Here is a 21,267-nt window from a genome sequence, read left to right as displayed (position 1 = left end):
GGCCCGAACCGGCCCGTTCGTAAGATCCGTATCGGCCGCTCCGGACGGCCGCCACCACCGCGGTCAGGGGCAGCCGACGACCTGGCCGGCCCAGGAGAGGCCGCCGCCGAAACCGAGCAGCAGGGTGGGGGTGCCCGCGGGCACCTCGCCGCGCTCGACCAGCTTGGACAGCGCGAGCGGGACGGAGGCGGCCGAGGTGTGGCCGGACTCGACGACGTCGCGGGCGACCACCGCGCCGGGCACGCCGAGCCGGTCCACCACCGCCTCGATGATGCGCAGGTTGGCCTGGTGGGTGACCACCGCGCCGAGGTCCGCGGGGGTGATCCCGGCCCGTCGGCAGGCCTCCTCGGCGATCGGGGCCAGCGCGGTGGTGGCCCAGCGGTAGACGGTCTGGCCCTCCTGACGGAACTTCGGCTGCCAGCCGTCGTCCAGCCGGACGGCGTGGCCCCGGGTCGGGTCTGAGCCCCAGACCACCGGCCCGACGCCCCGACCGGCCGGATCGTGGCTGAGGACCGCCGCACCGGCGCCGTCGCCGAGCAGGACGCAGCTGGAGCGGTCCGTCCAGTCGGTGACGTCGCTCATCCGCTCGGCGCCGATCACCAGGGCGTGCCGGGCGGCCCCGGCCCGGACGGCGTGGTCGGCGGTGGCCAGCGCGGTGCAGAAGCCCGCGCAGCCGTTGTTGACGTCGAAGCCGACGGCCGAGGGGATGCCCAGCCGGCCGGCGACCTGGGTGGCGATGCTCGGGCAGCGGTCCCTGGCCGAGCAGGTGGCGACCACCACCATGTCGATCTCCTCCGGCGCCAGGCCCGCCGAGGCGAGGGCCTTGCCGGCGGCGGCGGAGGCGAGGTCGGTGACGGACTCCGTGTCGGCGATGCGCCGGGTGACGATGCCGGTGCGCTGCCGGATCCATGCGTCGCTGGTGTCGACCAGTTGGGCGAGGTCGTCGTTGGTGAGGACTCGGGCGGGCTGGTGGTGGCCCAGGGCCGCGATCCGGGATCCCGACATGTCTGCTCCTCCGTGAGGGGGTGTCACGCCGGGACTATAGCGTCCGAACGGTCGGACTCTAAAGGCCCGAGGCTGGCTACACTGGGCCGGTGAGCCCGAGAAGATCCGTCGCCGACGCCCGCCGGACCCGCACCGCGATCCTGCGCCGGGGGCTGGACCTCGCCTCGGTCGAGGGCCTGGAGGGGCTGACCATCGGCCGGCTCGCCACCGACCTGTCGATGAGCAAGTCCGGCGTCCTCGGCCACTTCGGCACCAAGGAGACCCTGCAGCTCGCCGTGGTCGACGAGGCCGTCGCCCTGTTCGTCCGCGAGGTGGTGCAGCGCGCGGCGGCCGCCGGCGCGGAGCCCGGGCTGCCGCGGCTGCTCGTCCAGTGCGAGGCCTGGGTCTCCTACCTGGAGCGCGACCTGCTGCCCGGCGGGTGCTTCTTCACCGCCGTGACCTCCGAGTTCGACGACCGGGAGCGCGGGCCGGTCCGGTCGGCGGTGGCCGCCCGGAACGCCGTCTGGCAGCGCGAGCTGCGCCGGCAGACCGAGCTGGCGATCGCCGCCGGTCAGCTGCCCGCCGAGCCGGACGCCGAGCAGGTGGTCTTCGAACTGACCGGGCAGGTCCTGGCGCTCAACCACGCCCGCCGGCTCTACCGGGACGCGGCCGCGCCCGCCCGCACCCGGCGGGCGATGCGGCGCCTGCTCGGGCTGCCCGCCGCGGTCGACGGGCCGCCCGAGCTGGCCCCGCTCCCGGAGCCGGACGACCACTGAGGCCGCCCGAGCTGGCCCCGCTCCCGGAGCCGGACGACCACTGAGGCCGCCCGGCCCGGGCCACCGGCACCTCCCCTGTGCGTGCCGGTGAGCTCCTGCCGGTCAGCGCCGGTACAGCGCGTCCAGCTCCCCGTAGCCCAGCGCGCCGGGCGCCCCGGTCACGGCGCCCGTGCCGAGCAGTTCGGCGGCGGCGCGGTGGGCGGCGCTGTACGCGGCCTCGGCCAGCCCGGTGCCGACGCTGATCCGCCGGACGCCGGTGGCGGCGAGCTCGGCGACCGTCGGCCCGCCCGGCCCCGTCATCGCGTTCACCGGCAGCGGGGACGCGGCGCAGAGCCGGGCCAGCACGTCGAGGTCCAGCAGGCCGGGGACGAAGAGGCCGTCCGCACCCGCCCGCGCGTACGCCGCCACGCGCACCAGCACCTCGTCCAGCCGGCCCTCCTCCGGGCCGATCCCGAACAGGAAGACGTCCGTCCGGGCGTTGACCAGCAGCTCGGGCAGGCCCGCCGCCGCGGCCGCCGACCGGGCGGCGGCCAGCCGCGCGGCCTGCTCGGCCACCGGGAAGAGCGGGCCGCCGGCCGCCGCCGAGTCCTCCAGGTTGATCCCGGCCGCGCCGGCCCCGACCAGCGCCCGCACGGTTTCGGCCACCTCGGCGGGGGCCGCCCCGTAGCCGCCCTCGGCGTCGACCGTGACCGGCAGGTCGACGACGGAGGCGATCCGGCGGGCGGCCTCGGCCATGTCCGCCCGGCCGAGCTGCTGGCCGTCGCCGCGACCGAGCGACCAGGAGACGCCGCCGCTGGTGGTGGCGATCGCCGCGGCCCCGGCGGAGGCGATCACGGCGGCGCTGCCGGCGTCCCAGGCGTTCGGCAGGACGAGCACCCCGTCGGCCACGAGCGCCCGCAGCCGCAGGGCCCGCTCGCGAAGCTCGGGGGTGGTGGTGCCGGTGGACTGGGAGGCGGACATACGGGGTCACCGTCTTTCGGGCCGTGGACTCGTGGACTCATGGACTCGTCAGGACCGGATCCTGCGCCCCCAGCCGCCCGCGCTCCACTGATTAAGCCGGAGCCGAATCCTGGCGGCCCTCGACCGCCCCGATCCCCTGATAATCCTCGGCGCCCCGTCCCGGGCGCCCCCGCGCACCGGACCGCGCGCGCCCTGGCCGACCTGCGAACACCGCGAGAACACCGCGCCGGCCCCGGACACCGGCCGCACGCGTCGCCGGCACCGCCCGCCACGCCGCTCCACGCGCCCGCCGGAGCCGCCCGCAGGCCGCTCCGGCGGTACGAATGGCCCCGCGCAGCACACCTCGGCGCACCCCCTCCTCATATGATCGGAGCGACATGCGCCATGCTTGGTGATGCAGAGCACTGTACGGAACTTGCGCCGACCGGCTTGATCGCCGGGCGGCCGAGAAGGAGGAAGCACGTGGACGACGTTCTGCGGCGCGCCGCACTCTTCGCGGCACTCGACGACGAACAGGCCGGCGAGCTGCGCGCTTCCATGACCGAGGTGACCCTCGCCCGCGGTGAGTCGCTGTTCCACGAGGGCGACCCGGGCGACCGGCTGTACGTCGTCGCCGAGGGCAAGGTCAAGCTGCACCGCGCCTCGCCGGACGGCCGCGAGAACATGCTCGCCGTCCTCGGCCCCAGCGAGATGATCGGCGAGCTGTCGCTCTTCGACCCGGGCCCGCGCACCGCCACCGCGAGCGCGCTGACCGAGGTCAAGCTGCTGGGCCTCGGCCACGGCGACCTCCAGCCCTGGCTGCACGCCCGCCCCGAGGTCTCGATCGCACTCCTGCGCGCCATCGCCCGCCGGCTGCGCCGGACCAACGACGTGATGTCCGACCTGGTCTTCTCCGACGTGCCCGGGCGCGTCGCCAAGGCCCTGCTGGACCTCTCGCGCCGCTTCGGCGTGCAGTCCGACGAGGGCATCCACGTCGCCCACGACCTCACCCAGGAGGAGCTGGCCCAGCTGGTCGGCGCCTCCCGCGAGACGGTCAACAAGGCGCTCGCCGACTTCGCCGGCCGCGGCTGGCTGAAGCTGGAGGCCCGCGCCGTGGTCCTGATGGACGTCGAGCGGCTCTCCCGCCGCTCGCGCTGACCCGGCCGGCCGGAGCCTCCGCTCCGGCCCGCCCGGCGCGCCGTCGGTCCCACCGACGACGAGGGCCCGTCCACCGATGCGGTGGACGGGCCCTCGCGCGTGTCCGGTGCGGCTCCGGGCGGTCGGCCCGGCCGGCGGTCAGATCAGCCCGTGGTCCTCCAGGTACTGGAGCTGGGCCCGGACCGACAGCTCGGCCGCGGGCCAGAGCGCGCGGTCCACGTCCGCGTAGACCCGGGCCACCACCTCGTCCGCCGTCCGGCAGCCGGCCTCGACCGCGGTCTCCACCTGGGCGAGCCGCCCGGCCCGGTGCGCCAGGTAGTACTCGACGGCGCCGAGCGCGTCCGCGAGCACCGGCCCGTGGCCGGGCAGCACCGTGCGCACGCCGTGCTCGGTCGCCATATTCTGCAGGTGGCGCAGCGAGTCCAGGTAGTCGCCGAGCCTGCCGTCGGGGTGGGCCACCATCGTGGTGCCCCGGCCGAGGACGGTGTCGCCGGTGAGGACCGCGCCGTCGGCCGGCAGGTGGAAGGTCAGCGAGTCCGAGGTGTGCCCGGGGGTGGCGACCACCCGCAGGTCGAGGCCGCCGACCTCCAGCCGCTGGCCGTGCGTCAGGCCCTCGGAGCCGAGCCGGTACGCCGGGTCCAGGGCGCGGACGTCGGTACCGGTCAGCTCGGCGAACCGCGCGGCGCCCTCGGAGTGGTCGGCGTGGCCGTGGGTGAGCAGGGTGAGCGCGACGCGCTTGCCCTGCTGCTCGACGGTGTCGATCACCCGGCGCAGGTGCCCCTCGTGCAGCGGGCCCGGGTCGACGACCACCGCGAGGTCCGAGCCGGGCTCGGAGAGCAGCCAGGTGTTGGTGCCGTCCAGCGTCATCGGCGACGGGTTGGGCGCCAGCACGCAGACTGCCCGGGGGGTGGCCTCGCCGCCGATGCCGGCGGCGGGGTCACCCGGGAGGATTCCGCTCACCGGCCGCTCCCGCCGAGTCGGCCGCCCTCGCAGGTCCGGTCGAGCACGCGTCCGGGCAGTGCCCGGACGAGGGCGCGCAGCCCCGGTATGCCGTCTACGACTGCGCCCTCGCAGGCGAGCGGGCGGGGGGTCAGGCTGCGGGCGGGCATCGCGCGCGCCGTCCGGCGAGCCACGTCGTTGTGGGTCATCGGGCGTCGATCCTTCCTCGGGCGGTGTCGGTTCATCGGATGTATCAGTTCATCGGTTCATCGGCTCGTAGGTTCGGGGGCCGGGATCCGGCGTCCGGGTGCCGGGCGCCCCGAGGCCGGGACATCAGCGGTCTTCGGGAAAGTCTCCATCGATGGTGAGCTCTTCATACCCCGACCATCGAACCGTCATTCGATCCCCCCGGACCTCGGCGGTGCCGAGGATCGGGCGCAGCGAACGCCCCGCCGCGGCCTCCAGCGCCTGCGCGGTGCTGCGCACCGGCAGCAGCTCCCGCAGCACGGTCACGGTGGGCGGCAGCATCCCGAACACGCCGTCCTCGTGGCCCCGGACGGCCTCGGCCGGAGAGAGCCAGGCGACCCGGTCGGCCTCGCCGACCTCCAGCGCGGCCCGCTGACCGGGCGGCAGGGCCGCGACGAAGAACCAGGTGTCGTACCGGCGCTCCTCGAACGCCGGGGTGACCCAGCGGGCCCAGCCGGCCAGCAGGTCGCTGCGGAGCAGCAGGCCGTGCTCACGGAGGAAGTCGGCGAAGGAGAGCTCGTGGGCCTCCAGGGCGGCGCGCTCCGCGCTCCAGTCCCGGGGTTCGGCGGTGCTGTCGGCGTCCGGGCCGGCCAGCAGGACGCCAGCCTCCTCGAACGTCTCGCGGACGGCGGCGCAGACCACCGCCTGCGCGGTCCGGGCGTCCACACCGAGCCGCCCGGCCCACTCCTGCGGGCCGGGCCCGGCCCAGCCGAGCTCGGCCTCGGCGTCGCGCGGGTCCACTCCGCCACCCGGATAGGCGTACATGCCCGCCGCGAACGCCATCGAGCTGCGCCTGCGCAGCAGATAGGCCTCCGGCCCGGTCGCCGTGTCCCTCAGCAGCACCACGGTGGCGGAGGGCCGGGGCTCCGGCGGGATCACCTCGCCGGACTCGACCGCCCGGATCCGGGCAGGCCAGCCGGGCGGCATCGGGAGCGTCGTTGCTCGCTGGTCCATGCCCGGATGCTAAGCGCACGAGGGCGGGGTTGGACAGGGCCGACCCCACCCTCGTGATCGGTCTCAGGCCTTGACCCGGACCTGCAGCTCGACCTCGACCGGGGCGTCCAGCGGCAGGACGGTGACGCCGACCGCGCTGCGGGCGTGCACACCGGCCTCGCCGAGCACCTGGCCGAGCAGCTCGCTGGCGCCGTTGATGACGCCGGGCTGGCCGGTGAAGTCGGCGGCGGAGGCGACGAAGCCGACCACCTTCACGACCCGCTCGATCAGGTCCAGGTCACCGACCACCGACTTCACCGCGGCCAGCGCGTTGAGCGCGCAGATCTGCGCGAGTTCCTTGGCCTCCTCCGGGGTGACCTCGGCGCCGACCTTGCCGGTGGTCGGCAGCTTGCCGCCCACCATCGGCAGCTGGCCGGAGGTGAAGACGAACTCGCCCGAGCGCAGGGCCGGCACGTAGGCGGCGACCGGCGCGGCCACCGGCGGCAGGGTCAGACCGAGCTCGGCGAGCTTCTCCTCGACCTTGCTCATGCGTTCTTCTCCCGCTTGAAGTAGGCCACCAGCTGCTCCGGGTTCGGGCCGGGCACGACCTGGACGAGCTCCCAGCCGTCCTCGCCGAAGTTGTCCAGGATCTGCTTGGTGGCGTGCACGAGCAGGGGCGCCGTCATGTATTCCCACTTGGTCATGGCCAGACTCTAGACGAGCGGCGGGGGCGAACGGGGCGGCCTGCGGACCGGCGTGTGAGGTGGCCCACAATCCGGGCATGATTCAGGCCCGGCCTCCCCGATGCTCCCGGCATCCGGCGCGGTCCCTGGTTACCCTCGCGGGAGGGCACCTGCGCGGTGGCGGCCCTCGGAACGGCCCCTCGGCCCTCGGAGACGGACGGAGACGGAGCGTGGCACGCACCCCCGGCCAGGCGGCCCGGCGTGATCCCGACTGGGAGGGCGTCCGGCTGCACGTGGTCAGCGGCAAGGGCGGCACCGGGAAGACCAGCCTCGCCGCGGCGTTGGCGCTGGCCCTCGCGGCCGAGGGGCGGCGGACGCTGCTGATCGAAGTGGAGGGCCGGCAGGGGATCGCCGAACTGTTCGGGATCGCCGCACTGCCGTACGAGGAACGCCGGATCGCGTCCGTCACGCGCGCCCAGCTGGGGCTGCCCGGCAGGGGCGGCGCCGGGTCCGGCAGCGGCGAGGTGTACGCGCTGGCCATCGACACCGAGCAGGCGCTGCTGGAGTACCTCGACATGTTCTACAAGCTCGGACGGGCCGGGAAGGCGCTCCAGAAGGTCGGCTTCGTCGACTTCGCCACCACCGTCGCCCCCGGCGTCCGGGACGTGCTGCTCACCGGCAAGGCGTGCGAGGCGGCCCGGCGCAAGGCACCGGACGGGCGCCGCACGTACGACGCGGTGGTGATGGACGCGCCGCCGACCGGCCGGCTCACCCGGTTCCTGAACGTGAACTCCGAGGTCGCCGGGCTGGCCCGGTTCGGGCCGATCCACACCCAGGCGCAGGCCGTGATGCGGGTGCTGAAGTCGCCGGAGACCGCGGTGCACCTGGTCACCCTGCTGGAGGAGATGCCGGTGCAGGAGACCGTCGACGGCTTCACCGAGCTGCGCGAGGCCGGCCTCCCGGTCGGCGGGGTGATGGTGAACATGGTCCGGCCGCCGGTGCTGGACGCGGCGGCCGTGGCCGCGGTGGACGGGGACCACCGCGAGGAGGTCGCGCTGGCCCTCGGCGAGGCGGGCCTCGGCGGGCGCTCGCGCAAGCCGGACACCGTCCGGGCGGCGGTCGACCCGCTGCTCGACCCGCTGCTGGAACAGGCCCGGGAGCACGCCGAGCGGGTGGAGCTGGAGCGCGAGCAGCGCGCCGACCTGCAGCAGCTGAAGCTCCCGAGCTACGAACTCCCGCTGCTGGGCGAGGGTGTGGACCTCGCCGGGCTGTACCGGCTGGCGGGCGAACTGAAGCGTCAGGGGGCGGCGTGAGCGGGAGTGCGAGCGGGAACGGGAGTGCGAGCGGCGGTGCGAGCGGGAACGGTGGGCAGGACGGGCAGGGCGTGGGTGACAAGCAGGGCGCGGGCAGCGGGCAGGACACCGGCACCGAGCGGGGCAGCCACCTCGACATGGACCGGCTGATCGACGACCCGGGGACCAGGATCATCGTCTGCTGCGGCTCGGGCGGCGTCGGCAAGACCACCACCGCCGCGGCGCTCGGACTGCGGGCGGCCGAGCGCGGCCGCAAGGTCGTCGTGCTGACCATCGACCCGGCCCGCCGGCTGGCCCAGTCGATGGGCCTGACCGAGCTGGACAACACCCCCCGCGTCGTCAAGGGCGTCACGGGCGAGGGCGAACTCCAGGCCATGATGCTCGACATGAAGCGGACCTTCGACGAGGTCGTGCTGGCCCACGCCGAGCCCGAGCGGGCCCGGGCGATCATGGAGAACCCGTTCTACCAGTCCCTGTCGGCCGGCTTCGCGGGTACGCAGGAGTACATGGCGATGGAGAAGCTCGGCCAGCTCCGCGCTGCCGAGGAGTGGGACCTCATCATCGTCGACACCCCGCCGTCCCGCTCCGCGCTGGACTTCCTGGACGCGCCGAACCGGCTCGGGTCCTTCCTCGACGGCAAGGTGATCCGGATCCTGACCGCCCCGGCCAAGGTCGGCGGGCGCAGCGCGATGAAGTTCCTCAACGTCGGGATGGGCCTGCTCACCGGCACCCTGGGCAAGATCTTCGGTGCCCAGCTGCTGACCGACGTACAGACCTTCGTCAGTGCGATGGACTCGATGTTCGGCGGCTTCCGCGAGCGCGCCGACCGGACGTACCAGCTGCTCAAGGCGCCGGGGACGGCGTTCCTGGTGGTGGCCGCGCCGGAGCGGGACGCGCTGCGCGAGGCGGCCTACTTCGTCGACCGGCTGGCCGCCGACCGGATGCCGCTGGCCGGGCTGGTCCTCAACCGGGTGCACCGCACGGGCGCCCCGCAGCTCACCGCCGAACGTGCGCTGGCGGCGGCCGAGGCCCTGGAGGAGAACGGCTCGGAGCACACGTCACCCGAGGCGGAGCTGCTCGCGGCCGGACTGCTGCGGCTGCACGCCGAGCGGATGCAGATCATGTCGCGGGAGCGCCGCACCCGTGACCGCTTCGTCTCGGTCTACCCGGACGTGCCGATCGTCGAGGTCGCCGCGCTGCCCGGGGACGTGCACGACCTGGACGGGCTGCGCGCGATCGGCGACCGCCTCAGCGGCGCCGTGTAGCGCTCCGGCACCGGCCCCCGCGACGCCGCTCCCCCGTGGCGTCGCTCCCGGACCGTTGCCGTCCAGCTCGTGAACCGCCGTCGGGTGGCTGTCGCGCCCGTCGGCTCCGTGACCTGCCGGCCCGCGTGGGGCGCCGGCGCCGTACCCGGCCGTGCGGGCCTCTCAGCACCGTGCCGGCCGCTCAGCGCCGAATAGGTCGCTCAGCACCGGATAGGTTGCTCAGCCCGCCTGGGCGTAGTCCGTCAGTATCACACCGGTGGCGAGGGACTCCTCGTACTCGGTGCGGGCCGTCTCCAGCAGCCGCCGCCACGACATCACGGTCGGCCGCCGGCGCAGCAGCGCCCGCCGCTCGCGCTCCGTCATCCCGCCCCAGACCCCGAACTCCACCCGGTTGTCCAGTGCGTCCGCCAGGCACTCCGTGCGAACGGGGCACCCGCTGCACACCGCCTTGGCGCGGTTCTGCGCCGCCCCCTGGACGAACAGTTCGTCCGGATCACTAGTGCGGCAGGCGGCCTGCGCACTCCAGTCGTCTACCCAGCCCATGCCGGCGCCGTCCTCTCCCGAATCGAGGCTCCCCCACGGCGGCAACGGCATATTCACCGTTGCCAGTTGAGGACGTTACGGAAGAACGACAGCTTGCAACAGCCCCTTCGGGCTCAATCTCGAATGACCCGATCGGACTATGGGTATCGGTCAGCTCACTCGTTGGAGTGATCGCAGGTCGCAAGCCTTGCCAAGAAACCCGGGGGAACTCTCGCCACGCGAGCCGTTACGGAGAGCCACCAAAAGAGGGTGGACAGCTGCCAACAGCTGCCTCAAAAACCGGCCAGAGAGGGGCAATTCGGGCAATCCTCATCACTCACAAGAGTGAGTGACGTTGACGCACCGAAGCTGTCGCAAGCTTGTGACAAGCCTAGGCGAACACCTGCCCCTATGTACGGGATTCGGCGACGTAGGGTTCTCCCCATGGCACCGAAGCGCCCCCAGGCACCCCAGCCCCCAGGCAACCCCGGAGCTCCGAGCGGCCGGCGCCGCGGGTCACCGCTCGACTTCGCGGGACACGGAGTGAAGTTCCTGGGGGTCAGCGTGCTCTCCGGAGTACTGCTGGCCGGCATGGCCCTGCCCGCCGTCGGCGCGCTCGGGCTGACCGCCAAGAGCACGGCGGAGAGCTTCGACGACATCCCCGACGACTTCAAGACCCCGCCGCTGACGCAGGCCACGCAGATCTTCGACGCCAAGGGCGGGCTGATCGCCAAGGTCTACGAGCGCGACCGCACGGTGCTCACGGCGGACCAGATGTCCCCCTACATGCGCCAGGCGCAGGTCGACATCGAGGACGCGCGCTTCTACGAGCACGGCGCCGTCGACCTCAAGGGCGTGCTGCGCGCGGTCAGCAAGAACGCGGAGAGCGGCACCGCCTCCCAGGGCGCCTCGACGCTGACCCAGCAGTACGTGAAGAACGTCAACGTGGAGAAGGCCGGCGACGACCAGGCCGCCGTCCTCGACGCGCAGCGCAAGACGCTCGGGCGCAAGGTCCAGGAGCTGAAGGTCGCGATCAAGTTGGAGGAGGACCTGACCAAGGACCAGATCCTCACCAACTACCTCAACATCACCTTCTACGGCCACCAGGCCTACGGGGTCGAGGCCGCGGCCCAGCGCTACTTCAGCAAGAACAACAAGGACCTCACCGTCGCCGAGGCCGCCACGCTGGCCGGCATGGTGCAGAACCCGTCGCAGTACGACCCGGTGCGCTACCCCGAGAACACGGTGAAGCGCCGGAACGTGGTGCTCGACAAGATGGTCGAGAACAAGCACATCACCGCGGACCAGGCCAAGGAGGCCAAGGCCGCGCCGCTGGGTCTGAAGTACAAGGACCCGCAGAACGGCTGCATCACCGCCCAGGCGGGCATGGGCTTCTTCTGCGACTACGTCCGGCACGTGGTCAAGCAGGACCCGGCGTTCGGCAAGAGCGTCGCGGACCGGAAGAAGTTCTGGGACCAGGGCGGACTGAACATCTACACCACCCTGGACCCGGACAAGCAGGCCGCCGCCCAGAACGCGGTGACCTCCAAGGTCAAGGTCACCGACTCGGTGTCGGCCGCCGCGACCATGATGGAGCCGGGCAGCGGCAAGATCCTTGCGATGGCCCAGACCCGCCCCTACGGCCTGGACCCGAACAAGAACCAGACCGTCGTCAACCTCAACGTCGACGCGGCGATGGGCGGCGGCAACGGCTTCCAGACCGGATCGACCTTCAAGCCGATCCTGGCCGCGGCCGCGCTGGAGTCGGGGATGTCCCCCACCCAGCCGTTCCCGTCCGAGAACAAGATCGACTACCCGTCGATGTCCACCTGCGCGGGCACCTGGAAGAACACCGACAAGCCCAAGGCGACGGTGAAGAACGAGTCCACCTCCGAGGTCGGCCCGTACGAGCTCAAGCAGGCCATGGCGCTGTCGGTGAACACCTACTTCGTGCAGATGGAGCAGCAGGTCGGCCTCTGCGCGATGAAGCAGATGGCCAACAAGCTCGGGATCACCCAGTCCGCGAAGGGCGACGCGTTCCAGGAGGTGCCCTCGATGGTCCTCGGCACCCAGGAGCTCTCGCCGCTGACCATGGCGAACGTCTACGCGACCTTCGCCGCGCGCGGCAAGTACTGCACCCCGATCGCGATCAACAAGATCAGCACGGTCGACGGCAAGGACGTCAAGGTCCCGCAGTCCACCTGCAGCCAGGCCTTCTCCGAGCAGACCGCGGACGCCCTCAACACCGTCCTGCTCAACGTGACCGAGAAGGGCACCGCGGCCGCCCTCGGTCTGGAGGACGGCCGGCAGATCGCCGGCAAGACCGGTACCACCGACGAGAAGAAGGCCGCCTGGTTCAGCGGCTACACCCCGTCCCTCGCCACCTCGGTCTGGCTCGGCGGCCCGGCCGGTGGCGTGAAGATGAAGAACATCACCATCGGCGGCAAGTATTTCCCCGAGGTCTTCGGCGCCGACGGCCCCGGCCCGATCTGGCAGCTGGCGATGAACCAGGCGCTCAAGGGCTCGCCGAAGGACCAGATCCAGACCATCAACATCCCGGACCCGGCGCCCAAGCCCGACCCGAACGCGACCGCGCCGGCCACGCCGCCGGCGGGCGACGCCGCCGCGGCCGGTGGCGGCACCCCGGGCGGGAACCCCGGCGGCCAGCCGGGCGGCAACCCCGGCGGCGCCACCAACGCCGGCGGGATGATCGGCGGCGGCTTCACCTTCCCGCCGGGGATCATCGGCGGCGGGAACGGCAATGGCAACGGGAACGGGAACGGCGGCCGGCACTGACCGACCCGCACCGACCGGCCGACAGCCTGGGACACCGAGAGGGGCGCCCTCCGAGCAGATCGCTCGGAGGGCGCCCCTCTTGTTCGTGCGGGTGGTGGGGCGGCGTCTTCGCGCGGCGCGTGCGCCATGTCGCCGGCGCCCGCCCGCCCGACTGGCCGGTCGGTCGGGCGGTCGAGGCCGTCAGCCGGTGAGCGCGGCCTTGACCGCGGCGGCGACGCGGCCGCCCTCGGCCAGGCCGTCCACCTTCGGCTTCACCAGCTTCATCACGGCGCCCATGCCCTGCGGGCCGGTCGCGCCGCTCTCCGCGACGGCGGCGGCCACGATCGCCGTCAGCTCCTCGTCGGACAGCTGCTTGGGCAGGTACCCCGCCAGCAACTCCCCCTCGGCCCGCTCCCGCGCGGCCTGCTCCGTCCGGTCTGCGGCGTCGAACGCCTCGGCCGCCTCCCGGCGCTTCTTCGCCTCGCGAGCCAGCACCTTCAGCACCTCGGCGTCCGAGAGCTCCCGCTTCTCCTTGCCGGCCACCTCCTCGCTGGTGATGGCGGAGAGCGTCAGCCGGATGGTGGCCGAGCGCAGCTCGTCCCGGTCCCGGATCGCGGCCGTGAGGTCCTGGTGCAACTGCTCCTTGAGCGTGGTCATGGCCCAGAGTCTCCCACCTGCGGCGATCGGCTGCCCGCCATTAACGCCGGCGCATCGGCGGTGGAGCGCGCACGGGCCGCGGTCGCGGGAGGTGCTTCGCACCATCCGGTAACTTTTTATAGTGGTTACATGACTGACGAACGGGCGACCGGACTGGTGCTGCACACTCCCGGAGGTGCGCGCTACCACTTCGACCCCGGCGCGCTCTGCCTGGAGCTCCTCACCACCGGTGGCCCCGGCGACTACGCCCGGTACGAGGTGCTGCACCACCCCGAGGACCTCACCCGATGGCTGGAGCTGTCCCGACTGGAACTCCCCGAGGAGGGCGTCCGCGTCGACGTGGGGCAGCTGACCGCCACCCGGACCCTGCGGGACGCGCTCTGGCGCCTCGCGGCGGCCCGGGCACACGGGAAGGCGGGGGCCGGGGCGGACTACGCCGTACTCAACCGCGCCGCCGCCCACCCGCCGCTCGTCCCGCAGATCGGCCCGGACGGCGCGGCCGCCGCCCCGCTGCCGGCCGACGGCGACCAGGTCCTCTCCGCCCTCGCCCGTGACGCCATCACCCTGCTCACCGGCCCCTACGCGGACCGGGTCCGGGAGTGCGGCGGCCACAACTGCCGCCTGATCTTCGTCGACACCTCGCGGCCCGGCCGGCGGCGCTGGTGCTCGATGGAGCACTGCGGCAACCTGCACAAGGTCCGCGCCCTCCGGGCCCGACGCGACGAGGCCGAGCGGACGGACCCCGCCACCGGATCGGCCTGACCGGCCAGGGGCCGACCGGGGCGGCGGCACGGTCCGGCGCAGGTGCCGGCACGGGCATTCGGAGCACAGCGGCGTGTCCTCCCCGGCCCACCGGACGTTCACCGGCTGATCCACCGTCTGAGAGCATGGAGCGATGCGACCGCTGTACTCCGTCCCCCTCGGAATCGCCGCCACCGGCGCCGCCTGCCTCGCCTACTCCGCCGGGTACGAGGTCCGTTCCTTCCGGCTCCGCCGGGTCGAGGTCCCCGTCCTGCCCAAGGGCGCCCGCCCCCTCCGGGTACTGCAGGTCTCGGACATCCACATGGTGAGCGGCCAGGGCAAGAAGCAGCGCTGGCTGCAGAGCCTCGCCGGACTCCGGCCCGACCTGGTGGTCAACACCGGCGACAACCTCTCCGACCCGCTCGGCGTCCCCGCCACGCTCGACGCGCTCGGGCCACTGATGGACTTCCCCGGGGTCTACGTCTTCGGCTCGAACGACTACTACGGCCCGGCCCGCAAGAACCCGGCCCGCTACCTCCAGGCGATGCGCAGCGGCGCCCACGGGATGAACAACCCCGACGGCACCGCGCGGCGCGGCATCACCGGCGCCGTGCACAACCCGTGGGAGAAGCTGCGCGACGGCTTCGACGCGGCCGGCTGGCTCGACCTCACCAACACCCGCGGCCGACTGAACATCGGCGGCCTCGACCTCGAGTTCACCGGCCTGGACGACCCGCACATCCGCCGCGACCGCTACAGCGAGGTCACCGGCGGCCCGTCCGCCGACGCCGACCTCTCGCTGGGCATCGTGCACGCGCCCTACCTGCGCGTCCTGGACGCCTTCACCGCCGACCGCTACCCGCTGATCCTGGCCGGCCACACCCACGGCGGCCAGCTCTGCGTCCCCTTCTACGGCGCCCTGGTCACCAACTGCGACATCGACTCCAAGCGGGTCAAGGGCCTCTCCACCCACCAGGCCGGCGGCCGCCGCGCCTTCCTCCACGTCTCGGCCGGCTGCGGCACCAACCGCTACACCCCCGTCCGCTTCGCCTGCCCGCCCGAGGCCACCCTCCTCACCCTCACCCCCTCCGGCTGACCTGCGGCGGAGCCCCCCTGGGAATCGGATTTCGTCTCTCGGCAAGCGTCCGGTAGAGTTCTACTCGTTGCGAAGGAGACGGAGCAACAAACCGCAGGACCGGGGTGTGGCGCAGCTTGGTAGCGCGCTTCGTTCGGGACGAAGAGGCCGTGGGTTCAAATCCCGCCACCCCGACCCAGTAGTACGAGGAAGGGCCCTACCGGAGAGATCCGGTAGGGCCCTTCCTCGTTGTGCATGACTAGCTGCGTGACTGATCCTCAGCATCTTGCTTCGACGAGAATCATCCGTGATCTGGATCACCTCTCGGCCTGACCCCCTGGTGGAACTCCTCATTGCGGGCTGCGTCGGAGTGACTGCCGCTGATGCCTGGGACAGAAGCACGAAGCCGTGGCACAGCTCAGGACACCAGCTCCCCTGTCGCTGAGAGCGAGATCATCCCAGCCCTGCCCACCCACTACTCCTGGACGCGTCGACACATCAGGGTCGCCGGCCTCGGCCTGCACGCATTGACGATCTGATTGCAGAGACCTCGCCCGGAGCGGTCACTGATCACAGCCCGATACAGGCTCCGAGACGGTGGGGATGGCTCCCGGGACTGCGGCAGAGCAGTCGGCGCCGCGTGACTACGCTGTGGCTACGACATTGGGGGAGGGGAAGCCATGACAGCGTGGGTACTGGTCTGCAACCCGGCGAAGTTTCGCATCGATGACCTTCGGGCGGCCGGCGCCGAGTTGGACTCGTGGACCGTCCGGCGCCACCTGAAGGAGATGCAGAAGGGCGATCCGTTCGCGCTGTGGATAAGCGGTCCAGGAGGAGGCGTTGTAGCGCTCGGCGAGCTCTCTGGAGAACCGCACTGGACTGACGCCGAGGGAGCCGACCATGAGTACTGGACCGAGCCGCCTGGGGGCGGGAACGCCGTTGCACTTAAGGTCAGCAAGTGGCTGAACTCTCCCATCCCACAAGCATGGTTTAAGGGCAATAGCGTCTTCACCGGCGCCGGCATCCTCTCTCAACCCTTTGCCGGGAACCCTCATCGCCTCACGGATGACCAGTGGGAGGCACTGGTCTCCGAGACAGAGCGAGCCATGAGCTCAGGGCTTGGCAGCGCAGTAGCTAAGGACGACGACTGGCACCTCCAGCCTGGCGAGGAGATTCGTCGAGTCGAACTCCACGACCGCTACGGGGGAAGCCGCCAAGGGGGGATCAGCCCGTCGCAACAGTCCGGGAATGTCCTGTTCTTCACGGACGCCAGCACAGGAGAGCAGCACGGGTACAACGATGTTTGGGAGTCTGACGACCACTTCCGCTATACCGGTGAAGGGCAGACCGGCGATCAGGTCTTCACCAAGGGGAACAAGGCGATCCGGGATCACCTCCAGGACGGCCGGCACCTTCGCCTGTTCATTGGCAGCCGGGGCATTGTCCGTTACGCCGGCGAGTGGATCCTGGATCCCAACGAGCCGTACTCATGGGGGCGCGCCAAGTCCACGAACGGCGGCCCGGAGCGGAAGGTCATCCACTTTCACCTCATCCGAGTTGGGGCCGCGGTAACCGCCCCCGGCGTACCTGTGGGCAGCGACTATCGGGTCGAAGACGAGACCACCGTGCCAGCACAAGCCGTCCCAAGTTCTCCGGACCCAGAATTGATGGGTCGGAACCTCAGTAAGCATCGAGAACTACAGAATGCGCTCGCCAAGCAGGCGCAAGCCCGTGGCATGAAACCGTTGTCGCCGACTCCGGCCGACCCGGCCTTTGACATTGCGTGGCACGACGGGGACACGCTGACGGTGATCGAGGTGAAGTCCTTGCGCCCCGAGAATGAGTCGCATCAATTGCGGACTGGAATAGGTCAGTTGCTCGATTATGTAGACCAGCTCAGCGCGCGTGCACCGCAGGTTCGTGGGGTGCTATGGCTGGAGCGGACCCCGTTGGAGGAACGCTGGTTGGGCATCTGCGAGCGGGCCGGGGTGGTTCTCGCATGGCCGGAAGCAGACGCGAAGGTCTGGGAGTAGGGGATTCTGGCGCGCTTCCCCCACGACGGACCCTCGTCGAACCCTGAGATGGTTCCTAACCACACACGCCGGCTCGCTCCGGAGCTGAGCACCCGATGGTGCAGCGCCACCATTCGCCAAATCAAGCGAACAGGCGTCCGCTTGGGTCCGAATGAGGACCTGCGAATTTAAGTCCTGCTGCGCCACGACTGAGGGGCCAGCCGAATAGCTCTGGCTGGCCCCTCGGAAGTCCACCGTCAGCTACCGCGGGTCAGTGGGTGGGGGCGTCGGGGTGGGGGACGACGGTGACGACGGTGGAGCAGGAGGTGGCGCCGTCGGGGCCCTGGTGGAGGGTCACGCCGATGCGGTCGCGGCCGGCCGGGTCGCGGGCCAGGCGGGCGGCGTCGACCAGGCAGGGCTCGTCGAGTTCGACGTAGCTGCTGAAGACGCACTCCATGGCGACCGCCAGGACGGGGGCCGGGGAGCAGAGGGCCTGGGCGGCCTGGCGGCAGGCGTCGAGGAGCAGGGCGCCGGGCGCGTGGTCGACGGGGTGGTCGAAGTAGACCGGGTGGGAGGTGTCGACCCGCAGCTGCCAGCGCCGGGCGTGGTCGGTGGCGGAGAGGGCGACGTCCTGCGAGGTGGTGGCATCGGGTCTCGCGGTGCGTATCGGGGGCCCGGGCGGCACGGCGCGTGCCATCGCCGTGGCGGCGTCGGCGTGGTCCCCGCGCAGCCGCCGGTAGATGGCCGGGGCCTGGACGGTGAAGCGGGTCTGGGCGGTGGCGAGCGGCTCGCCGGCCCGGCTCACCATGTAGGAGAGGGTGAGGGCGCAGACCCGGTTGCCGCGGCGGACCACGTCCTGGCAGACCACGTCCAGCTGGATCTCGTCGCCGTCCCGCTCGGCGGGGCGGTCGGCCAGGAGCAGCTCGGGGACCAGTGCGAAGCTGAACCGGTCCCAGACGAGGTGGTGCCCGAGCGGGACGTCGAAGGCGGCGTGGGAGAGCAGCGGGAAGCTCTGCCGGACCGTCTCGACCAGCAGCATCGGGTCGTAGAGCCCGCTGTCGGCGCGATCGCGGGGCCAGCGGGCGGTCACCCGGTAAGCGTCCGGGCCGGTGGTCTCCCAGCCGGTCAGCAGCACTTCTTCGGCCGCGCGCTTGTGGACGAGTTCCTTGGGCACGGTGGTCGCAGCAGTCATGGTGCTGCCGTGGTCTGTGCGATACATGTGTGCACTCCCCCAGAATGGCCACTGGCGTGGTTGGTGGAGCCTCCGTTGTGTACGCCGGGCCCCGCTGCAAATAACGTAGAGGTCGTTCTTTTTGTTTGTCGAGGAGTTTGGAGTCACTGTGACGCGAGCGAAGCAGGACCGAGCCGTACGCACCCGCGGGACGATCCTGAGGGCCGCCGCACAGGTCTTCGACGAGTACGGTTTCAGCGGCTCAAGCGTCAACAAGATCATCACACAGGCGGGCACCACCCAAGGCGCAATGTACTTCCACTTCCGGTCGAAGGAGGAACTGGCCAAGGCGGTGATGGACGAGCAGGCCGCCGACCTGGAACTGCCGGACCGGCCGGCCGGTCTGCGTCAGCTCCTCGACCTCAACCTGTACCTGGCCGACGAGCTGCGGGAGAACGTGCTGCTGCGCGCGGGCGTCACGCTCGCCGTCGAGCAGGGCCAGCTCGGCCTGCGGGACGTCCGGCCGTACGAGATGTGGGCCGAGCAGTTCTGCGCCGAGCTGGAGGAGGCCCGCAAGGCCGGTGAGCTGCTGCCCGACGTCGACTCGGCGGAGTTCTCCCAGGTCCTGGTCGGGGCCTACACCGGCACCCAGGTCATGTCGCACCTGCGCAGCAACCGCGCCGACCTGCCGGAGCGGATCGCCCGGCTCTGGTGGTACCTGCTGCCCGGGATCGCGACCGCGCCGGTCGTGAAGACCTTGCGGGGCGTCCTCGCGGAGCGCGGGCACCGGGCGTGACGCGCATCCTGCTGACCGGGGCCGGCGGCTTCATCGGCTCCGCGGTGCTCGCCGCGCTGCGCGCCCGGCCGGAGACCGGCGTGATCCGGGCCGTCGCCCGCTCCGCCGCGCCGCCCGGGACGGTCCGGGTCGCGGCGGACCTCACCGACCCGGCGACGCTGCGCGGCGCGGCCGAGGGCGCCGACGTCCTGGTCCACCTCGCCGCCGCCGTCTCCGGTGACGAGGACGCCTGCGCGGCGGTCAACGTGCTCGGCACCCGGGCGCTGCTCGCGGAGGCCGCCCGGGTGGGCGTGGGGCGGATCGTCCACCTCTCCACCACCGCCGTGTACGGCCCCGGCCCGCACCGGGGCATCGACGTGGACGGGGTGACGCCGGCGCCCGTCTCGGCGGCCAGCCGGACCAGGCTGATCGGGGAGCGCGCGGCGCTCGACGCCGGCGCGGTGGTGCTGCGCGCGCCGCTGGTGCTGGGCGCCGGGGACCGCTGGGTCGTACCCTGCCTGGCCGAACTCACCCGGCGGGTGCCGGCCCGGTGGGACGGCGGCGCGGCCCTGCTCTCGCTGGTCGCGGTGGAGGACCTGGCCCGGCTCGTCGCCGGGCTGGCCCTCGGGCCGGAACGGCCACCGAGCGGGGTCCACCACGCCGGCCACCCCGAACCCGTCCGCAGCGGCGCCCTGTTGGACGCCCTGGCCGAGCACGGGGTACTGCCCCCGGCCCCCGGCCAGGACTGGCCCTGGGAGCGCTGCCTGGCCGAACTGCGGCGGGTGCCCGGGGCGTTCAGCGAGCGGCAGTTCGCGCTGCTGGCCCAGGACCACTGGTACCGCAGCACGGAGATCTGGCGGTCGACCGGCACCGATCCCGGACCGGGACCGCTGCACCGGCTCGCCGCGGCCGCGCCCTGGTACCGGGACCACCTCGCGCGGACGGACGCCACGGCCACCGAACGGAGTTCCGAGGGAGTTGCCAAAGCTGCAAGCGGATGACGGCCGAGCGGTGCGTATGCGGCCCGCTCCGCGTAGCGTCGGGACTCCGTCGGATCGGCTCGGACCGACGCAGGGGTCCCGGCCTTCCGCCCGCCCCGCTCCGTCTGCTCGAAGGAGCCACTCCCGCTCATGCGGTTCGTCAGTCCCCCGCTCCAGGCCGTGGAGCCGGTGCCGACGCTCGGCCGGTGCGCCAGAGCAGCCCTCCCCGACGGCGGTGGGCGATGAAACAGGAACGCGCCCAGCACACCCGACGGGCCCTGCTGCGGGCCGCCGCAGGCGAGTTCGACCAGCACGGCTACGCGGGCACCTCGCTCTCCCGGGTCAGCCGGGCGGCCGGGGTCACGATGGGCGCGCTGACCTTCCACTTCCCCACCAAGGCCAGCCTGGCGGACGCCGTCCGCGCGGACGCCGTCGAGCTCACCCGGGCCGCCCTCGGGGGCCCGGCGGAGGACGGGGCCACGGCGGGCGACAGGGCCCCGGCGGGCGAGGGGAGAACGGACGGTAGGCCTCCGGCCCGCGACAGCCCCGGCGGGGCCGACAACGCCCCGTCGGGCTGCGGCACCGGCGAGGTGGCGCGGCTGACCGACGTGCTCACCCGGCTGCTCCAGGACGAGCCCAGCGTCAGCGCGGCGGCCAGACTGGCCTGGGAGCAGCCCGGCTCGGCCGACAACTGGTACGCCAGCTGGATCCCCGTCCTGCGAGGGCACCTGACGCGGCACCAGCCGGGCGTCCCCGGGCCGCGGGCCGACGGGTCGAACGGCTCCGGGCCGCAGGGCCCTGCGGCCCGGCACGACCTCGAAGCCCAGGGCCCCGCAGCACTGGGCCCCGCAGCACAGGGCGACCCCGACGGACAGGGCCCCGGGGGCCGGGTGGTGGCCCCGCCGGCGGCGGCCGCCGATGCGCAGGACCTCGAAATCCTGGTGCACTGCCTCGTGGTGGGCTCGGAGGCCCTGCGGCGCGGCGTCGTGCCGGTGGGCGGGGCGACCGCCCCCACCGGGGACGAGCTCCGGCAGCGGCTCCGCAGGCTCTGGCACCGCACGCTGGCCGGTCCCTCGGCCTGACGCCGTCCCTCCGTATGCGCCCCGTGGCCGGGCTCGACACCGGCGCGCTACCGGCGTGGTACCGGCGCAGGAGCAGCGCACCCCCATGCTCCGCGCCCTGCGATGGCAGGTGTGCGCCGGGGCGCACACACCCCGGCATACGAACTTGTCAGAATCGTGCCAGCGCTCACCTCGACCCCCAAAACAAAGCGATCGTTCGCTATTCTTCCCGGGACGGCATTCACGGCACCTCACGATCCCG

At 72.5% G+C, this 21,267-nt stretch carries 21 protein-coding genes and 1 tRNA gene; 12 read left to right on the top strand and 10 right to left on the bottom strand.

Features of this window, described 5'->3' with window-relative positions; all coding sequences use genetic code 11:
• Positions 1 to 63: 63 nt before the first annotated feature.
• Complete coding sequence (locus tag ACZ4UX_RS01670) at positions 64 to 1,005, bottom strand: beta-ketoacyl-ACP synthase III (RefSeq protein ID WP_465704860.1); 942 nt, start codon at positions 1,003 to 1,005, stop codon at positions 64 to 66.
• An 89-nt stretch (positions 1,006 to 1,094) separates the two neighbouring features.
• Here ACZ4UX_RS01670 and ACZ4UX_RS01665 point away from each other — a divergent pair, with 89 nt between their 5' ends.
• Positions 1,095 to 1,760 (top strand): TetR/AcrR family transcriptional regulator, encoded by a 666-nt coding sequence (locus ACZ4UX_RS01665; RefSeq protein ID WP_465704858.1) that lies wholly within the window; start codon positions 1,095 to 1,097, stop codon positions 1,758 to 1,760.
• 102 nt (positions 1,761 to 1,862) lie between these two features.
• Here the strand turns inward: ACZ4UX_RS01665 and ACZ4UX_RS01660 are convergent, their stop codons facing one another.
• The gene (locus tag ACZ4UX_RS01660; protein WP_465704856.1) at positions 1,863 to 2,720 is read right to left on the bottom strand and encodes an isocitrate lyase/PEP mutase family protein; all 858 of its coding nucleotides are present in this window, start codon (positions 2,718 to 2,720) and stop codon (positions 1,863 to 1,865) included.
• Between the two features lie 462 nt (positions 2,721 to 3,182).
• Between ACZ4UX_RS01660 and ACZ4UX_RS01655 the strand changes: the two genes are divergently transcribed.
• A complete protein-coding gene (locus ACZ4UX_RS01655; RefSeq protein WP_030392646.1) occupies positions 3,183 to 3,857 on the top strand; it encodes a Crp/Fnr family transcriptional regulator in 675 nt (224 codons plus the stop codon).
• Between the two features lie 138 nt (positions 3,858 to 3,995).
• On the opposite strand, the gene ACZ4UX_RS01650 is transcribed toward ACZ4UX_RS01655, so the two are convergent.
• The 5 genes from ACZ4UX_RS01650 to ACZ4UX_RS01630 form a co-directional block, all read right to left on the bottom strand.
• Positions 3,996 to 4,817 carry an MBL fold metallo-hydrolase gene (locus ACZ4UX_RS01650; protein WP_352291070.1) on the bottom strand — a complete coding sequence of 274 codons (822 nt, stop codon included), beginning with the start codon at positions 4,815 to 4,817 and terminating at the stop codon, positions 3,996 to 3,998.
• Positions 4,814 to 5,005 (bottom strand): hypothetical protein, encoded by a 192-nt coding sequence (locus ACZ4UX_RS01645; RefSeq protein ID WP_380382441.1) that lies wholly within the window; start codon positions 5,003 to 5,005, stop codon positions 4,814 to 4,816. Before ACZ4UX_RS01645 ends, ACZ4UX_RS01650 begins: the two co-directional genes overlap by 4 nt.
• Before the next feature lie 124 nt (positions 5,006 to 5,129).
• Positions 5,130 to 5,996 (bottom strand): NUDIX hydrolase, encoded by an 867-nt coding sequence (locus ACZ4UX_RS01640; RefSeq protein WP_465704853.1) that lies wholly within the window; start codon positions 5,994 to 5,996, stop codon positions 5,130 to 5,132.
• Between the two features lie 63 nt (positions 5,997 to 6,059).
• Positions 6,060 to 6,524 (bottom strand): RidA family protein, encoded by a 465-nt coding sequence (locus ACZ4UX_RS01635; RefSeq protein ID WP_329488529.1) that lies wholly within the window; start codon positions 6,522 to 6,524, stop codon positions 6,060 to 6,062.
• The gene (locus ACZ4UX_RS01630) at positions 6,521 to 6,679 is read right to left on the bottom strand and encodes a DUF4177 domain-containing protein (RefSeq protein WP_094743074.1); all 159 of its coding nucleotides are present in this window, start codon (positions 6,677 to 6,679) and stop codon (positions 6,521 to 6,523) included. The genes ACZ4UX_RS01635 and ACZ4UX_RS01630 overlap by 4 nt, the downstream gene beginning before the upstream one ends.
• A gap of 209 nt (positions 6,680 to 6,888) precedes the next feature.
• Between ACZ4UX_RS01630 and bagA the strand changes: the two genes are divergently transcribed.
• Together bagA and bagB are read left to right on the top strand one after the other, a co-directional pair.
• Entirely contained in the window at positions 6,889 to 7,971 is a 1,083-nt protein-coding gene (gene bagA, locus ACZ4UX_RS01625; protein WP_359804119.1) for an ATPase BagA, read from the top strand.
• 137 nt (positions 7,972 to 8,108) lie between these two features.
• The gene (gene bagB / locus ACZ4UX_RS01620; RefSeq protein WP_329492159.1) at positions 8,109 to 9,236 is read left to right on the top strand and encodes an ATPase BagB; all 1,128 of its coding nucleotides are present in this window, start codon (positions 8,109 to 8,111) and stop codon (positions 9,234 to 9,236) included.
• Between the two features lie 219 nt (positions 9,237 to 9,455).
• Here the strand turns inward: bagB and ACZ4UX_RS01615 are convergent, their stop codons facing one another.
• Complete coding sequence (locus ACZ4UX_RS01615) at positions 9,456 to 9,779, bottom strand: WhiB family transcriptional regulator (protein ID WP_033333275.1); 324 nt, start codon at positions 9,777 to 9,779, stop codon at positions 9,456 to 9,458.
• 522 nt (positions 9,780 to 10,301) lie between these two features.
• Between ACZ4UX_RS01615 and ACZ4UX_RS01610 the strand changes: the two genes are divergently transcribed.
• Positions 10,302 to 12,554 (top strand): transglycosylase domain-containing protein, encoded by a 2,253-nt coding sequence (locus tag ACZ4UX_RS01610; RefSeq protein ID WP_359804118.1) that lies wholly within the window; start codon positions 10,302 to 10,304, stop codon positions 12,552 to 12,554.
• A 180-nt stretch (positions 12,555 to 12,734) separates the two neighbouring features.
• On the opposite strand, the gene ACZ4UX_RS01605 is transcribed toward ACZ4UX_RS01610, so the two are convergent.
• Positions 12,735 to 13,190 (bottom strand): GatB/YqeY domain-containing protein, encoded by a 456-nt coding sequence (locus ACZ4UX_RS01605; protein WP_329488535.1) that lies wholly within the window; start codon positions 13,188 to 13,190, stop codon positions 12,735 to 12,737.
• Between the two features lie 129 nt (positions 13,191 to 13,319).
• Between ACZ4UX_RS01605 and ACZ4UX_RS01600 the strand changes: the two genes are divergently transcribed.
• The 4 genes from ACZ4UX_RS01600 (at position 13,320) to ACZ4UX_RS01585 (ending at position 17,039) form a co-directional block, all read left to right on the top strand.
• On the top strand, positions 13,320 to 13,952 hold the full coding sequence (locus tag ACZ4UX_RS01600) for a CGNR zinc finger domain-containing protein (protein WP_465704851.1): 633 nt from the start codon (positions 13,320 to 13,322) through the stop codon (positions 13,950 to 13,952).
• A 133-nt stretch (positions 13,953 to 14,085) separates the two neighbouring features.
• On the top strand, positions 14,086 to 15,027 hold the full coding sequence (locus ACZ4UX_RS01595) for a metallophosphoesterase (RefSeq protein ID WP_465704849.1): 942 nt from the start codon (positions 14,086 to 14,088) through the stop codon (positions 15,025 to 15,027).
• A 100-nt stretch (positions 15,028 to 15,127) separates the two neighbouring features.
• Positions 15,128 to 15,201 (top strand) — tRNA-Pro (locus ACZ4UX_RS01590).
• A 485-nt stretch (positions 15,202 to 15,686) separates the two neighbouring features.
• Entirely contained in the window at positions 15,687 to 17,039 is a 1,353-nt protein-coding gene (locus ACZ4UX_RS01585; protein ID WP_465704847.1) for an EVE domain-containing protein, read from the top strand.
• Positions 17,040 to 17,289: 250 nt separating this feature from the next.
• Here ACZ4UX_RS01585 and ACZ4UX_RS01580 read toward each other — a convergent pair whose 3' ends face one another.
• Complete coding sequence (locus ACZ4UX_RS01580; protein WP_465704845.1) at positions 17,290 to 18,237, bottom strand: ScbA/BarX family gamma-butyrolactone biosynthesis protein; 948 nt, start codon at positions 18,235 to 18,237, stop codon at positions 17,290 to 17,292.
• A gap of 121 nt (positions 18,238 to 18,358) precedes the next feature.
• Between ACZ4UX_RS01580 and ACZ4UX_RS01575 the strand changes: the two genes are divergently transcribed.
• The 3 genes from ACZ4UX_RS01575 to ACZ4UX_RS01565 all read left to right on the top strand — a co-directional run bounded on the left by ACZ4UX_RS01575 (position 18,359) and on the right by ACZ4UX_RS01565 (position 21,026).
• Entirely contained in the window at positions 18,359 to 18,985 is a 627-nt protein-coding gene (locus tag ACZ4UX_RS01575) for a ScbR family autoregulator-binding transcription factor (RefSeq protein ID WP_329488588.1), read from the top strand.
• The gene (locus ACZ4UX_RS01570; protein WP_465704843.1) at positions 18,982 to 19,965 is read left to right on the top strand and encodes an NAD-dependent epimerase/dehydratase family protein; all 984 of its coding nucleotides are present in this window, start codon (positions 18,982 to 18,984) and stop codon (positions 19,963 to 19,965) included. Before ACZ4UX_RS01575 ends, ACZ4UX_RS01570 begins: the two co-directional genes overlap by 4 nt.
• Before the next feature lie 221 nt (positions 19,966 to 20,186).
• Positions 20,187 to 21,026 (top strand): TetR family transcriptional regulator, encoded by an 840-nt coding sequence (locus ACZ4UX_RS01565; RefSeq protein WP_465704841.1) that lies wholly within the window; start codon positions 20,187 to 20,189, stop codon positions 21,024 to 21,026.
• The last annotated feature ends 241 nt before the right edge of the window (positions 21,027 to 21,267 follow it).

Source organism: Kitasatospora sp. NPDC028961, from assembly GCF_055564815.1.
The sequence above is the reverse complement of the archived record's forward strand: the minus strand, read 5'-3'. Positions and strand labels throughout refer to the sequence as shown.